Origin of the sequence: Helicobacter pylori, assembly GCF_001653455.1 — a bacterium.
In the GTDB taxonomy this organism is placed as follows: Bacteria; Campylobacterota; Campylobacteria; order Campylobacterales; family Helicobacteraceae; genus Helicobacter; species Helicobacter pylori_A.
On sequence record NZ_CP011486.1, the window covers coordinates 1,007,341 to 1,022,937 of the forward strand.

At 38.8% G+C, this 15,597-nt stretch carries 14 protein-coding genes; 11 read left to right on the plus strand and 3 right to left on the minus strand.

Features of this window, described 5'->3' with window-relative positions; genetic code table 11:
- Positions 1 to 59: 59 nt before the first annotated feature.
- The 9 genes from AA977_RS04730 to cheW are packed head-to-tail and all read left to right on the plus strand — an operon-like array spanning position 60 to position 11,072.
- Positions 60 to 1,721, plus strand: a complete 1,662-nt coding sequence (locus tag AA977_RS04730) for a 30S ribosomal protein S1 (RefSeq protein ID WP_064434776.1) — start codon at positions 60 to 62, stop codon at positions 1,719 to 1,721.
- A gap of 28 nt (positions 1,722 to 1,749) precedes the next feature.
- Positions 1,750 to 2,262 (plus strand): hypothetical protein, encoded by a 513-nt coding sequence (locus tag AA977_RS04735; protein ID WP_064434777.1) that lies wholly within the window; start codon positions 1,750 to 1,752, stop codon positions 2,260 to 2,262.
- A gap of 15 nt (positions 2,263 to 2,277) precedes the next feature.
- On the plus strand, positions 2,278 to 3,852 hold the full coding sequence (gene serA, locus AA977_RS04740; RefSeq protein ID WP_064434778.1) for a phosphoglycerate dehydrogenase: 1,575 nt from the start codon (positions 2,278 to 2,280) through the stop codon (positions 3,850 to 3,852).
- 2 nt (positions 3,853 to 3,854) lie between these two features.
- Positions 3,855 to 5,705, plus strand: coding sequence for a menaquinone biosynthesis decarboxylase (locus AA977_RS04745; protein ID WP_064434779.1), 1,851 nt, complete (start codon positions 3,855 to 3,857; stop codon positions 5,703 to 5,705).
- Between the two features lie 22 nt (positions 5,706 to 5,727).
- On the plus strand, positions 5,728 to 6,396 hold the full coding sequence (locus tag AA977_RS04750; RefSeq protein WP_033619903.1) for a YggS family pyridoxal phosphate-dependent enzyme: 669 nt from the start codon (positions 5,728 to 5,730) through the stop codon (positions 6,394 to 6,396).
- A gap of 1 nt (position 6,397) precedes the next feature.
- Complete coding sequence (locus AA977_RS04755) at positions 6,398 to 7,159, plus strand: UDP-2,3-diacylglucosamine diphosphatase (RefSeq protein WP_064434780.1); 762 nt, start codon at positions 6,398 to 6,400, stop codon at positions 7,157 to 7,159.
- Between the two features lie 3 nt (positions 7,160 to 7,162).
- Positions 7,163 to 8,101, plus strand: a complete 939-nt coding sequence (gene cheV3 / locus AA977_RS04760) for a chemotaxis protein CheV3 (protein ID WP_064434781.1) — start codon at positions 7,163 to 7,165, stop codon at positions 8,099 to 8,101.
- A 56-nt stretch (positions 8,102 to 8,157) separates the two neighbouring features.
- Complete coding sequence (gene cheAY2, locus AA977_RS04765) at positions 8,158 to 10,578, plus strand: chemotaxis histidine kinase/response regulator CheAY2 (RefSeq protein ID WP_064434782.1); 2,421 nt, start codon at positions 8,158 to 8,160, stop codon at positions 10,576 to 10,578.
- Complete coding sequence (cheW, locus tag AA977_RS04770) at positions 10,575 to 11,072, plus strand: chemotaxis protein CheW (RefSeq protein WP_020972653.1); 498 nt, start codon at positions 10,575 to 10,577, stop codon at positions 11,070 to 11,072. Before cheAY2 ends, cheW begins: the two co-directional genes overlap by 4 nt.
- A gap of 264 nt (positions 11,073 to 11,336) precedes the next feature.
- Here the strand turns inward: cheW and tpx are convergent, their stop codons facing one another.
- Positions 11,337 to 11,837, minus strand: a complete 501-nt coding sequence (tpx, locus tag AA977_RS04775; RefSeq protein WP_020972654.1) for a thiol peroxidase — start codon at positions 11,835 to 11,837, stop codon at positions 11,337 to 11,339.
- A gap of 224 nt (positions 11,838 to 12,061) precedes the next feature.
- On the opposite strand from tpx, the gene sodB reads away from it, so the two are divergent.
- A complete protein-coding gene (sodB, locus tag AA977_RS04780; RefSeq protein ID WP_064434783.1) occupies positions 12,062 to 12,703 on the plus strand; it encodes a superoxide dismutase [Fe] in 642 nt (213 codons plus the stop codon).
- A 50-nt stretch (positions 12,704 to 12,753) separates the two neighbouring features.
- A complete protein-coding gene (gene cmoA, locus AA977_RS04785; RefSeq protein ID WP_064434784.1) occupies positions 12,754 to 13,473 on the plus strand; it encodes a carboxy-S-adenosyl-L-methionine synthase CmoA in 720 nt (239 codons plus the stop codon).
- A gap of 33 nt (positions 13,474 to 13,506) precedes the next feature.
- On the opposite strand, the gene AA977_RS04790 is transcribed toward cmoA, so the two are convergent.
- Positions 13,507 to 15,366, minus strand: coding sequence for a primosomal protein N' (locus tag AA977_RS04790; protein ID WP_064434785.1), 1,860 nt, complete (start codon positions 15,364 to 15,366; stop codon positions 13,507 to 13,509).
- Positions 15,351 to 15,587, minus strand: a complete 237-nt coding sequence (locus AA977_RS04795) for a hypothetical protein (RefSeq protein WP_064434786.1) — start codon at positions 15,585 to 15,587, stop codon at positions 15,351 to 15,353. The genes AA977_RS04790 and AA977_RS04795 overlap by 16 nt, the downstream gene beginning before the upstream one ends.
- Positions 15,588 to 15,597 lie beyond the last annotated feature (10 nt).

Consider the following 15,597-nt stretch of genomic DNA (forward strand, 5'->3'; position numbering starts at 1 on the left):
GCTAAAAAAGGATACAATGCCCTTAAGGATTTTATATTTATTTTATAGTAAGGCAGTCAATGAGTAAGGTAACAGATCATCAGAACTTTAATGACGAGGAGGAAGACTTCGCAAAACTTTTAGAAAAAGAAGAAGAAGCCCTAGAAAAAGGCACTATCAAAGAAGGGTTAATCGTTTCCATCAATGAAGATGAGGGTTATGCCATGGTGAGCGTGGGCGGTAAGACAGAAGGCCGTTTGGCTTTGAGCGAAATCAAAGATGAAAAAGGGCAGTTGTTGTATCACAAAAATGATTTTATTAAGGTGCATGTCTCTGAAAAAGGCGAACGCCCTAGCGTTTCTTATAAAAAGGCCATCTCCCAACAAAAAGTTCAAGCCAAAATTGAAGAATTAGGCGAAAATTACGAAAACGCCATTATTGAGGGCAAGATTGTAGGCAAGAATAAAGGGGGTTATATCGTGGAGTCCCAAGGCGTGGAGTATTTTCTCTCCCGCTCGCACTCTTCTTTAAAGAATGACGCAAACCACATCGGCAAACGCATTAAAGCATGCATCATTCGTGTGGATAAAGAAAACCACTCTATCAATATTTCTCGCAAACGATTCTTTGAAGTCAATGACAAACGACAGCTTGAGATTTCTAAAGAGTTATTAGAAGCTACAGAGCCGGTGTTAGGGGTTGTGCGCCAGATCACCCCATTTGGTATTTTTGTAGAAGTTAAAGGGATTGAGGGCTTAGTCCATTATTCTGAAATCAGCCATAAGGGTCCGGTCAATCCTGAGAAATACTACAAAGAGGGCGATGAAGTCTATGTCAAAGCTATCGCTTATGATGAGGAAAAAAGGCGTCTTTCACTCTCCATAAAAGCGACCATAGAAGACCCATGGGAAGAGATTCAAGACAAATTAAAACCCGGATACGCCATTAAGGTCGTGGTGAGCAATATTGAAAATTATGGGGTGTTTGTGGATATTGGGAATGATATTGAAGGCTTTTTGCATGTTTCTGAAATCTCTTGGGATAAGAATGTCAGCCACCCTAGCAACTACTTGAAAGTGGGGCAAGAGATTGATGTCAAAATCATTGATATTGATCCTAAAAACCGCCGCTTGAGAGTTTCTTTAAAACAACTCACCAACAGACCCTTTGATGTTTTTGAGACTAAATACCAAGTGGGCGATGTTATAGAGGGCAAGGTAGCGACTCTAACGGATTTTGGGGCGTTTTTAAATCTGGGTGGGGTGGATGGTTTGCTCCACAACCACGACGCTTTTTGGGATAAAGATAAAAAATGCAAAGACCACTATAAAATTGGCGATGCGATCAAAGTGAAAATCCTTAAAATCAACAAAAAAGATAAAAAGATTTCTTTGAGTGCGAAACACTTGGTTGCTTCCCCTACAGAAGAATTCGCTCAAAAGCATAAGATAGACAGCGTGATCCAAGGTAAAGTGGTGAGCATCAAGGATTTTGGCGTCTTTATCCATGCTGATGGCATTGATGTGTTGATCAAAAATGAAGATTTAAACCCCTTAAAAAAAGATGAAATTAAAATGGGGCAAGAAATCACTTGCGTGGTTGTTGCAATTGAAAAGTCCAACAACAAAGTGCGCGCTTCCGTGCATAGGCTAGAGCGTAAAAAAGAAAAAGAAGAATTGCAAGCCTTTAACACGAGCGATGACAAAATGACTTTAGGGGATATTCTTAAAGAAAAACTCTAAAAGTTTGATTTAAAAACACGAGAATGGCATGAGATTTAAGAGTGTTGTTGCTTTTATCTCTTTAGCTGTCGCTCTTGGCGTTTTAGCCTATTTGTTTTTGAGCGTTAAAAAAGAAATCCCTGCTGTCTCTTTTACCCATCAAAACCCATCTCAAACAGAAAAAAGCCATGACATTAACCTAGAAGAAAGCCCTAATAACCCTAATGAAAGCGCTAACAACCCCCCTAACGAAGAAACCCATAACAACACCCTTTCTCAAAACCTTGATGCACAAGATTCCATCAATTACCCTGTCATAGAGCATCATTTTGAAGTTGCTTTTGAAGAGAAAAAAAGGGAATATTCAAAGCTTATCATTAAAGATTTAAAGGGTTATCAATTCTTGTGCTTGAAAGAAATCCTCAAAAAAGAACAAATTGATTACGCTTATGACAACACCAACAACCAATCTAATCTCATCATCTATTTAGATGAAAATAAAAAAGAACGCTTTTTAGCTGATTTAGACTACTATAAAATACGCTATCATGCTGTTTTTTAAATTCAAAGGATAAAAATGTATCAAGTAGCCATTTGCGACCCCATTCATGCCAAAGGCATCCAAATTTTAGAAGCTCAAAAAGATATTATCTTGCATGATTATTCCAAATGCCCCAAAAATGAGCTTTTAGAAAAACTCATTCCTATGGATGCGCTCATCACTCGCAGCATGACCCCTATCACAAGCGATTTTTTAAAGCCCCTAACCCATTTAAAATCCATTGTAAGAGCAGGTGTGGGAGTGGATAATATTGATTTAGAAAGTTGCTCTCAAAAAGGCATTGTAGTGATGAATATCCCTACCGCTAACACGATCGCTGCTGTGGAATTGACCATGGCGCATTTGATCAATGCAGTGCGATCGTTTCCTTGTGCGAACGATCAGATCAAACACCAAAGACTATGGAAGAGAGAAGATTGGTATGGCACGGAATTGAAAAATAAAAAGCTAGGCATTATTGGTTTTGGGAATATTGGCTCTAGGGTGGGCATTAGGGCAAAAGCTTTTGAAATGGAAGTTCTAGCCTATGACCCTTATATCCCTTCTTCAAAAGCCACTGATTTAGGGGTCATTTACACCAAAAATTTTGAAGATATTTTGCAATGCGACATGATCACTATCCACACCCCTAAAAATAAAGAAACCATTAACATGATAGGCGCTAAAGAGATTGAACGCATGAAAAAAGGGGTTATTTTGATCAATTGCGCTAGAGGAGGGCTTTATAATGAAGACGCCCTTTATGAAGCTTTAGAAACCAAAAAAGTGCGTTGGCTTGGCATTGATGTTTTTTCTAAAGAGCCAGGCATTCATAACAAGCTTTTAGACTTGCCTAATGTTTATGCGACCCCCCATATTGGCGCAAACACCTTAGAGTCCCAAGAAGAAATTTCCAAACAAGCCGCTCAAGGGGTTATGGAGTCTTTAAGAGGTTCAAGCCACCCGCATGCCCTAAATTTACCCATGCAAGCTTTTGATGCCAGCACCAAAGCCTACTTGAATTTAGCGCAAAAATTGGGTTATTTTTCCAGTCAAATCCATAAGGGCGTGTGCCAAAAAATTGAGTTTAGTCTTTGCGGGGAGATCAACCAATTTAAAGACGCTCTTGTCGCTTTCATGCTAGTGGGGGTGTTAAAACCCGTTGTAGGGGATAAAATCAATTACATTAACGCCCCCTTTGTGGCTAAAGAAAGGGGCATTGAAATCAAGGTTAGCCTTAAAGAAAGCGCTTTGCCTTATAAAAACATGCTCTCTTTAACCCTAAATGCAACTAATGGTGCAATCAGCGTGAGCGGCACGGTGTTTGAAGAAGATATTTTAAAACTCACTGAGATTGATGGGTTTCATATCGATATAGAGCCAAAGGGCAAAATGCTTTTATTCAGGAATACGGATATTCCAGGCGTTATCGGGAGCGTGGGGAATGTTTTTGCTAGGCATGGCATTAATATCGCAGATTTTCGTTTGGGGCGCAACACGCAAAAAGAAGCCCTAGCGCTCATTATTGTAGATGAAGAGGTTTCTTTGGAAGTTTTAGAAGAGCTTAAAAGCATTCCTGCGTGTTTAAGCGTCCATTATGTGGTTATTTAAACATGCGAGATTTTGTAAAGCTTTTAAAAGAGCATGGTGAATTAGAAATCATTGACGCTCCCCTTGAAGTGGATTTAGAAATCGCTCATTTAGCCTATATAGAAGCGAAAAAACCTAATGGAGGCAAAGCCCTCTTATTCACGCGCCCCATAAGAAAAGAGAATAATCAAGTCAAAACCTTTGACATGCCTGTTTTAATGAACGCTTTTGGCTCATTCAAACGCTTAGATCTTTTATTAAAAACCCCCATAGAGGTTTTGCAACAACGCATGCAAACTTTCTTGCACTTTAACGCTCCTAAAAATTTCGCTGAAAGTTTGAAAGTCTTAAAGGATTTATGGGCTTTAAGACACATTTTCCCTAAAAAAACCGCTCGCCCTAAAAACCTCATCATTAAGCAAAACGAAGAGGTTAATCTATGGGATCTACCCGTTTTAAAAACTTGGGAAAAAGATGGCGGGGCTTTCATCACTATGGGGCAAGTCTATACCCAAAGCCTGGATCATAAAAAAAAGAATTTAGGCATGTATCGTTTGCAAGTTTATGATAAAAACCATTTAGGCTTGCACTGGCAAATCCATAAAGACTCCCAACTTTTTTTCCACGAATACGCTAAAGCTAAAGTCAAAATGCCTGTAAGCATTGCGATTGGTGGGGACTTGCTCTATACATGGTGCGCTACTGCCCCCCTACCTTATGGGATTTATGAGCTCATGCTTTATGGGTTTATAAGAGGGAAAAAAGTGCAAGTGATGCCTTGCTTGAGTAACCCTTTGAGCGTGCCAAAAGATTGCGATATTGTGATAGAGGGGTTTGTGGATTGCGAAAAGCTAGAGCTTGAAGGGCCTTTTGGGGATCATACTGGCTATTATACCCCCATTGAGCCTTACCCTGTTTTGGAAGTCAAAACCATTAGCTACAAAAAAGATTCCATTTATTTAGCCACTGTGGTGGGTAAACCCCCTTTAGAAGACAAATACATGGGGTATTTGACTGAACGCTTATTCTTGCCCTTGCTAAAAACCAACGCCCCCAATCTTATAGACTATTGCATGCCAGAAAATGGGGTGTTTCACAATTTGATTTTAGCCCAAATACACACGCGCTACAACGCTCATGCCAAGCAAGTCATGCATGCTTTTTGGGGTGTGGGGCAAATGAGTTTTGTCAAACATGCGATTTTTGTCAATGAAGACGCTCCTAGTTTGAGGGACACTAACGCTATCATTGAATATATATTAGAAAATTTTTCTAAAGAAAGCGCGCTCATTTCTCAAGGCGTGTGCGACGCATTAGATCATGCAAGCCCTGAATACGCTATGGGGGGGAAACTCGGTATTGATGCGACCTCTAAAAGCAATACCCCCTACCCCACGCTTTTAGACGATAACGCCCTATTAGCGCTTTTACAAGATAAAATGCAAAATATCATTCTTTTGAAGCAATACTACCCACACACTCGTAACCCTATTTGTGTGATTAGCGTGGAAAAGAAAGATAAAAGCATCATTGAATCGGCGAAAAATTTGTTGGGTTTTGAAGAGTATTTACGCATTGTGGTGTTTGTAGAGCATACCAGCAACGATTTGAACAACCCCTACATGCTATTGTGGCGCGTTGTCAATAATATTGACGCGCAGCGCGATATTCTCACCTCTAAACATTGCTTTTTTATAGACGCTACCAATAAGGGCGTCATGGACAAACATTTTAGAGAATGGCCCGCAGAAACGAATTGCTCCATGGAAGTCATAGAGAATTTAAGAAAGAAAGGGTTTTTAAAAGATTTTGAAAAGTTGAATCAAAAATTCCATCTCACGCATTCTTTTAGCACCCACAAAGAAGATCTATGAAGAAGAGCTATAAAGAATAACTATGATAGATTATCGCCAAAAAATTGATTCCCTCATTGCAAAAATAGAAAAAGCGCGCATCGCCTATTCAAGACACCATATTGTAAAAATCGTGGCTATCTCAAAAAACGCTTCCCTAGAAGCCATCCAGCATTACTACAACTGCTCTCAAAGGGCTTTTGGAGAAAATAAAGTTCAAGATTTAAAAACTAAAATGCACTCTTTAGAGCATTTACCCCTTGAATGGCACATGGTAGGCTCTTTGCAAGAAAATAAGATCAATACGCTTTTAAGTTTAAAACCCGCCCTTTTGCATTCTTTAGACTCTTTAGAACTCGCTTTAAAAATAGAAAAGCGTTGCGAAACTTTGGGCGTCAATTTAAACGCTCTTTTACAGGTTAATAGCGCGTATGAAAAAAGTAAAAGTGGGGTGAAACCTGAAGAAACGCTAGAAATTTATTCTCAAATCAGTGAAACTTGCAAACGCATCCAACTTAAAGGGCTTATGTGTATAGGAGCACACACCGATGATGAAACAAAAATTGAAAAATCCTTTATTACCACGAAAAAACTTTTTGATCAACTAAAAAATGCGAGCATCCTTTCAATGGGCATGAGTTATGATTTTGAATTAGCGATTGCTTGCGGGGCGAATCTTTTAAGGATTGGCTCTTTTTTGTTTAAAGAGTGAGATGCTAGAAACTTTTACGCTTGAGAATGGGGCTGTTTTTATCTCTGATGCGCATTTTTTACCTAAAAGCCCCTATTTAATCAATACGCTTAAAGAACTTTTATGCATTAAACCCCCACAAGTTTTTTTCATGGGCGATATTTTCCATGTCCTTGTGGGCTATTTGCCTTTAGATGAAGAGCAACAAACCATCGTTGATCTCATCAACGCTTTAAGCGAAATTGTGCAAGTTTTTTACTTTGAAGGCAACCATGATTTTTCCATGCGTTTTGTCCTCAGCCCTAAAGTGGTCATTTTTGAGCGCCACAACCAGCCCGCATTATTCCAATACCATAACAAACGCTTTTTACTAGCACATGGGGATTTATTCACCACTAGAGCGTATGAATTTTACATCACGCAACTCACTTCCACTTGGGCGAGATTTTTTCTAACTTTTTTAAATCTAATGAGTTTTAAAACCTTATACCCCCTTTTTAAAAAACTCATCTATCAAAAACCCGTCCGCCTTTGGGAATTAGAATCAAAAGAATTAAAAGCCTTTATTGAAAAGCGCTTAAAAGCCTATCAAAACTATATTAAAAACCTTAAAGGGATTGATGGCATTGACGGCATTATAGAGGGGCATTTCCATCTCAAAAGCGCTATAAAAACCCCCTTGAATGCACCCATTTATTGCCCACTCCCCTCTTTTTATTACGAACAAAGCCTTTTTAAGGTATCATCAAACATTTTAGAATCATCTCACAATAAGGACGCCTAAATCATGGCAGAAAAAATGGCTAACGCTTTAAAGTTAAGCGAAATAGAACTCGTGGATTTTCGTATTTATGGCATGCAAGAGAGTGTCCCTTATGAGGGGATTTATGGCATTAATGTAGCTAAAGTCCAAGAAATCATCCCCATGCCTACCCTTTTTGAATACCCCACAAATTTGGACTACATCATCGGCGTGTTTGATTTGCGCTCCACGATCATTCCGCTTATAGACTTGGCCAAATGGATAGGGATTGTCCCGGATAAAAGCAAGGAAAATGAAAGAATCGTCATCATCACTGAATTTAACAACGTTAAAATGGGCTTTTTAGTCCATTCCGCTAGGCGTATCAGGCGCATTAGTTGGAAAGATGTGGAGCCTGCGTCCTTTAGCGCATCCAATAATATCCATAAAGAAAATATCACCGGCACCACGCGCATTGAAAACGACAAAACCCTGCTCATTTTGGATTTAGAAAGCATTTTAGACGATTTAAAGCTTAATGAAGACGCTAAAAGCGCTAAGGAAGACACCCCTAAAGAGCGTTTTGAGGGCGAAGTGTTGTTTTTAGACGATAGCAAGACCGCAAGAAAAACCTTAAAAAACCATTTGAGCAAATTGGGTTTTAGCATCACGGAAGCTGTGGATGGGGAAGACGGACTGAACAAATTAGAAATGCTATTCAAAAAATACGGGGACGATTTGAGGAAGCATTTGAAATTCATTATTTCAGATGTTGAAATGCCTAAAATGGATGGCTATCATTTCTTATTCAAGCTCCAAAAAGACCCAAGGTTTGCTTATATCCCGGTGATTTTTAATTCTTCTATTTGCGATAATTATAGCGCTGAAAGGGCTAAAGAAATGGGGGCTGTGGCGTATTTAGTCAAGTTTGACGCAGAAAAATTCACCGAAGAAATTTCTAAGATTTTAGACAAGAATGCGTAATTTTTATTGATAAAATTGTAAAATACTCTTATCTCAAACGCTAAAAAGGGGTTTAAATGGATGATTTGCAAGAAATAATGGAAGACTTCTTGATTGAAGCCTTTGAAATGAACGAGCAGTTGGATCAGGATCTGGTGGAATTAGAGCATAATCCTGAAGATTTAGACTTGCTCAATCGCATTTTTAGAGTCGCTCACACCATTAAAGGCTCTAGCTCGTTTTTGAATCTTAACATTCTCACGCACCTCACGCACAACATGGAAGATGTCTTAAATCGCGCCAGAAAAGGCGAAATCAAGATCACGCCTGATATTATGGATGTCGTGTTGCGCTCCATTGATTTGATGAAGACCTTGCTCGTAACGATTAGAGATACCGGCTCTGATACTAATAACGGCAAAGAAAATGAAATTGAAGAAGCGGTCAAACAACTTCAAGCCATTACGAGCCAGAATTTAGAGGGCGTTCAAGAAACTTCAGGGGCTAAAGAAACTCCCCAACAAGAAAATAAGCAAGAAATTAAACAAGAAGCTAAAGAAGAAACCAAAGAAAATAAAGCCCCTACTGCACAAAACCTAGCAAGCGATAATCCGCTGGCCGATGAGCCGGATTTGGATTATACTAACATGAGCGCTGAAGAAGTGGAAGCCGAAATTGAACGATTGCTGAACAAGCGCCAAGAGGCCGATAAAGAACGAAGAGCCCAAAAAAAACAAGAAGCTAAACCAGAAGTTGCACCCACAAAAGAACCCCAAAAAACAGAAACTCCCAAAGCCCCAAAAACAGAAACTAAAGCCAAAGCCAAAACCGATAGCGAAGAAAATAAAGCCCCCTCTATTGGCGTGGAGCAAACCGTTAGGGTGGATGTACGCCGCTTGGATCACTTGATGAATTTAATCGGTGAGCTTGTTTTAGGCAAAAACCGCTTGATTAGGATTTATAGCGATGTGGAAGAACGCTATGATGGGGAGAAATTTTTAGAGGAATTAAACCAGGTGGTTTCTTCTATTTCAGCGGTAACGACAGACTTGCAGCTTGCGGTGATGAAAACCCGAATGCAACCGGTGGGCAAGGTGTTTAACAAATTCCCTCGCATGGTAAGGGATTTGAGCCGAGAGTTAGGCAAGAGCATTGAATTGATCATTGAAGGCGAAGAAACCGAACTAGACAAATCCATTGTGGAAGAAATTGGCGATCCGCTCATCCACATTATCCGCAACTCATGCGATCATGGGATTGAGCCGTTGGAAGAAAGAAAAAGGCTTAACAAACCTGAAACCGGTAAAGTGCAATTGAGCGCGTATAATGAGGGTAACCACATTGTGATTAAAATCTCTGATGATGGTAAGGGCTTAGATCCTGCAATGCTTAAAGAAAAAGCCGTTGAAAAAGGGGTGATTAGCGAAAGAGACGCTGAAAGCATGAGCGATAGGGAAGCGTTTAACCTTATTTTCAAGCCAGGTTTTTCTACCGCAAAAACCGTTTCTAATGTCTCAGGCAGAGGCGTGGGCATGGATGTGGTGAAAACCAATATTGAAAAGCTTAACGGGATCATTGAAATTGATTCAGAAGTGGGGGTAGGCACGACTCAAAAGCTTAAAATCCCTCTCACTCTGGCCATCATTCAAGCTTTACTCGTGGGCGTTCAAGAAGAATATTACGCTATCCCGCTTTCTTCGGTTTTAGAAACCGTGCGCATCAGCCATGATGAAATTTACACCGTTGATGGCAAGAGCGTGTTGCGTTTGAGAGATGAGGTGCTTTCTTTGGTGCGCCTTTCTGATATTTTTAAAGTGGATGCTATTTTAGAATCCAACTCTGATGTGTATGTGGTCATCATTGGCTTGGCTGATCAAAAAATTGGCGTGATCGTGGATTATTTGATCGGTCAAGAAGAAGTGGTCATCAAATCTTTAGGCTATTACCTTAAAAACACTAGAGGCATTGCTGGGGCTACGGTGAGAGGCGATGGGAAAATCACTCTCATTGTGGATGTGGGAGCGATGATGGATATGGCAAAAAGCATCAAGGTCAATATCACTAATTTGATGAATGAATCAGAAAACACGAAAAGCAAAAGTTCTCCTAGCGATTATATTGTTTTAGCGATTGATGACAGCAGCACAGATAGGGCGATTATCCGCAAATGTTTAAAACCATTAGGCATCACGCTTTTAGAGGCCACTAATGGGTTGGAGGGCTTAGAAATGCTTAAAAATGGCGATAAAATCCCAGACGCTATTTTAGTGGATATTGAAATGCCTAAAATGGACGGCTACACTTTCGCTTCTGAAGTGCGTAAATACAATAAGTTCAAAAACTTGCCTTTGATTGCAGTCACTAGTCGGGTGACTAAAACCGACAGGATGCGCGGCGTTGAATCCGGCATGACCGAATACATCACCAAACCTTATAGCGGTGAGTATTTAGCTACCGTAGTGAAGCGCAGTATTAAATTAGAAGGAAGTGAGTCATGAGTAACCAATTAAAAGATTTATTTGAAAAACAAAAAGAAGCCAATGCGGGTTCTAAACCAGAAGATAGTGAAGAAATTTTGCAATTCATTGGCTTTATTATCGGCGATGAAGAGTATGCCATTCCCATTTTGAATATTTTAGAGATCGTCAAACCCATCGGCTACACACGAGTCCCTGAGACGCCCAACTATGTGCTTGGCGTGTTCAATTTAAGGGGTAATGTCTTCCCTTTGATTAGCTTGCGCTTGAAATTTGGCTTGAAAGCGGAAAAACAAAATAAAGACACTCGTTATCTAGTGGTGCGCCATAACGACCAGATCGCTGGGTTTTTCATAGATCGCTTGACTGAAGCCATTCGCATCAAACAAACGGATATTGATCCGGTGCCAGAGACTTTGAGCGATAACAATAATCTAACTTATGGCATTGGGAAGCAAAACGATCGGTTGGTAACCATTTTAAGGGTGGAAGAAATCCTAAAAAAAGACTTTTAAAACTTTTTAACTTATCAAAATAAGCCCCCTATCATGGGCTTAAGGCTTATCCCATTAAAAAGCTTGATCAAGCGATAATCTCATGTTAGCGTTTGGTTCAAAACAAAGCCTTTTTAATATTTTCTTTTTAATATTTTTTTAAAATAGCGTGAAATTTTTCAAACGGATTTCACAAGAACTTTTTATTTTTGTTGCCAATATTTTAATAAACGAAGTTTTTGCGTTGAGATTTATTAGATTATAGCCCCCTCCTTTTAGGGATTTTTATTTCAACACTTTTAAAAGCGCTTCATAATTGGGCTCTTCTAAAATGTTTTGAACGATTTCTTTATAGATGAGTACCCCTTGAGCGTCCAAAACAAACACGGATCGAGCGAGTAAGCCTTGCAAAGAGCCTTTGCCCAACAGCACGCCGTAATTTTCCCCAAAAGCCTTATACCTAAAATCGCTTAAAATTCTTAGATCCTTAATGCCTTCAGTGCCGCAAATTTGTCCTTGAGAAAAAGGCAAGTCCATAGAAATAACGCTAAAACTCACAGAAGGCAGTTTGCCGGCTTGTTCGTTGAAATGTTTGGCTTGGAGCAAGCAAACCGATCCGGTTAAACTAGGGAGCGCGCTAATGACTTGAAAACGCACGCCTTGTTTTAATAAATTGACTTCTTGCAAATCGCCATTCACTAATTTCACATCAGGAGCTTTATCGCCCACTTTTAGGGTTTTCCCTTCTAATTGGTATGTTTCTTCTTTAAAAGTAACTTTTTGCATTGTTAAATCCTTTCTCATTGAATTGCTATATTGCGTTAGAATAATAGTCTATTAAGATTAACTATTAAAAAATTTAAGAAAGATTTGTTAAAAAAATCGTTTTAATTTTTTAAAAACCCCATAAAATCCACAAAATTTGCATAACGATCCATTTTTAAGAAAAGATTTACCAAAAAGTATTAAAAAATGATTACAATACGGCTATCTAATCACAAGGAGAAAACATGTTTACATTACGAGAATTACCTTTTGCTAAAGACAGCATGGGAGATTTTTTAAGCCCTGTAGCGTTTGATTTCCACTATGGAAAACACCACCAAACTTATGTGAATAATTTGAATAATTTAATCAAAGGCACGGAGTTTGAAGAAAGTTGCCTATACACCATTTTGACGAAGTCTAGCGGAGGCGTGTTCAATAACGCCGCTCAAATCTATAACCACGATTTTTATTGGGATTGCTTAAGCCCTAAAGCGACTGCATTGAGCGATGAATTGAAAGGGGCTTTAGAAAAAGATTTTGGCTCACTAGAGAAATTTAAAGAAGAATTTATTAAGAGCGCGACCACTTTGTTTGGCTCTGGTTGGAATTGGGCGGCGTATAATTCAGACACTCAAAAAATTGAAATCATTCAAACGAGCAACGCTCAAACCCCAGTAACGGATAAAAAAGTGCCGCTTTTAGTGGTGGATGTGTGGGAGCATGCTTATTATATTGACCATAAAAACGCGCGCCCTGTGTATTTGGAAAAATTCTATGGGCATATTAATTGGCATTTTGTCTCTCAATGCTATGAATGGGCGAAAAAAGAAGGCTTAGGCTCAGTGGATTACTACATCAATGAATTGGTGCATAAAAAGGCTTAAGCGTTATTTTAATAGGGTGGTTTAAAGCTTTTAAACCACGCTTTTTGTTGATGAAAGACACTCTTTTTAACAAAGCCTTAAACAAACGCTTTTGTTTTGATGAAAAAGTCGCTCATGTTTTTGATGACATGCTAAAGCGTTCTATCCCTTATTACCATGAAATGTTAAATTTAGGGGCGTATTTTATCGCTCAAAATTTGAAAGAAAGCATCAATCCTAAACCCTTGATCTATGATTTGGGTTGTTCTACCGGAAACTTTTTTATCGCACTCAACCAACAAATCCAACAAGATATTGAGCTTGTAGGGATTGACAATTCCATGCCCATGCTCAAAAAAGCGCAAGAAAAATTAAAAGATTTTAAAAATACCCGTTTTGAATGCATGGATTTTTTAGAGGTTGACTTTAAAGAAGCGAATGCGTTTTCATTGCTTTTTGTGTTGCAATTTGTCCGCCCTATGCAAAGAGAAGTGCTGCTCAAAAAGATTTATAATAGCCTTGCGTTGAATGGGGTTTTATTGGTGGGCGAAAAGATCATGAGTGAAGACAGGATATTAGACAAGCAAATGATAGAGCTATACTACCTTTATAAACAAAATCAAGGTTATAGCCACAATGAAATCGCTTTCAAAAGAGAAGCGTTAGAAAATGTGCTTGTGCCTTATAGCTTGAAAGAAAATATCGCTCTTTTAGAAAGCGTGGGGTTTAAGCATGTGGAAGCGCTGTTTAAATGGGTGAATTTCACGCTGTTAGTCGCTAGGAAAACCTGATTATTTTTTAAAAATATAGAAAAACTGAAATTTTTAAAAAATATCCACAGGATCCATATTCACGCTGCAAGGGATATTTTGGGCGGCTTTTAAAAACGCATGCACGCTTTTGACTAGGCTTAAAGGGTTTTTAGAACGCAATAAAATAAGGTAGCGATAAGAGGAAGCGATTTTTTCAATGGGGGCTTTAAAGCTAGAGAGCGTTACGCCCTTTTCCAAGCACAAAGAAAGGATTTGAGCGGCTTTTAGGCTTAATTGTTGGGCTTTTTCTTCGTTTTTATGCTTAAATTCCAACAAACACAGCCTTGAAAAAGGCGGGTAGAGTTCGCATCGTTCTTGCAATTCGTATTGTAAAAAATCTTCATAATCTTCTAAAAAATTTTTTAATAGATCTGTTTCGGTGCTTTGAATGAACACTTGGCCAGAAATTTGTCTTGCACTCCTTCCGGCGATTTGATGCAATAACGATACGCCTTCTTCTAAAGCCCTATAACTATTGGATTTAATGATATTGTCTATGCCTAAAACAACCGCCAAACTCACTTTAGCGTAATCATGCCCTTTGCTTATCATTTGCGTGCCGATTAAAATATTAGTTTTTTGGGCGTTGAAATCATTCAAAATACTATGGAGTTTTTTTGGCGTGCTGGTGTGATCTTTGTCTAAAATCGCTATTTTAGCCCCCTTTAAAAGGCTTTCTAATTCCTTTAACACTTGCATAGTGCCTATCCTTTTACCCACTAAGACTTCGCTTTGACACGCGCTGCAAATTTTAGGGATAGGGCTTGAATAATGGCAATAATGGCACATGAGTTTGTTGGTTTTTAAGTGCAAACTCATATTCACGCTACAAAAGGGGCATTGAACGCTTTTGTAACAATTTTGACACAACAAGGTTTTGAAATTAGCCCTTGTAGGCACAAAAATAATGGCTTGCTCGTTTTTGTCTATAACTTGTTTTAGCGCTTCTAGGAGTTTGGGCGTGATAAAATTTGGAGTTTTTTCAAAAATAATGTTTTTTTGCGTGGGGGTGTAGCGCCCCTTTAGGCGCACTAAAGCCTTATTTTTAAAGCGCTTGTAACTACTCAAGCTTGGCGTAGCAGAGCCTAAAACCACTTGAATAGAGAATTTATGGGATAAATACAAGCATAAATCCCTAGCGTTATACATGGGGCTTTGCTGGGATTTATAAGAAAAGTCATGCTCTTCATCTACAATAACTAAGCCCAGCTCTTTAAGGGGCAAGAATAACGCGCTTCGTGTGCCTACCACTAGCCTTATTTCTTGTGAATAAAGCTTTTCTAAAAATTGTTTTTTTTGATTTTGAGAGAGTTTGCTATGCCATAAGCCTAGATTTTCTTTAAAGACTTTTTTAAGGCGTTGTTGCATTTGAGGGGTGAGGGCGATTTCTGGCACCAATAATAAAGCGCTTTTTTTTTGCTCTAACATTTGAGCGATTAAATGCATATAAATTTCGGTTTTACCGCTACCCGTATCGCCAAAGAGCAAGCTTATTGAATGTTTTTGCAATGCGTTTAAGGCGTTGGTTTGCGTTTGGCTTAACGCGCTAAGATCGGACTTGATTTTTTCTAATTTTGCAATATCGCATTTTTTAAAGGGGGTAAAAAGGCTTAAAACTAAAGAGGGACTAGCCGAGTAATATTGAGCGATAAATTCAGCAAGCTCTATTTGAAAGGGGAGTAAAAAATAAGGGGTTTTTTCCAGTTCTAGGCATTCAAAAGAGGGTTTTGAAACTTCTTCAAGAACGACGCCTAAAAGCGTTTTATTCCTTAAATTAATATTGACTAACGCTCCTTTTGGGTGTTGTTCGTTAGAAAAATAGGTTAAAGGGGGGGTTTTATTTTTTAAGGGAGCGATTAAGTAGTAGAACATGATGAGATTTTTTCTAAAAGCTTTTTGAGTTCATTGTGCAAATACTCGTTCTGGCAACTTTCATGCAAATAATCCTTTAAAAGCTCTAAAGCGTTTAATTCTTGGTTGTGGAAACGCTCCTTTAGGGTGCGTTTCATCTCATCGCTAAAGGTGTTATTGAGAGAGATTTTATAGCGTTTGCCTAAATAAGTGATTTCTAAGCTATCGTTTTCTAAAGACATGTTTTTAATG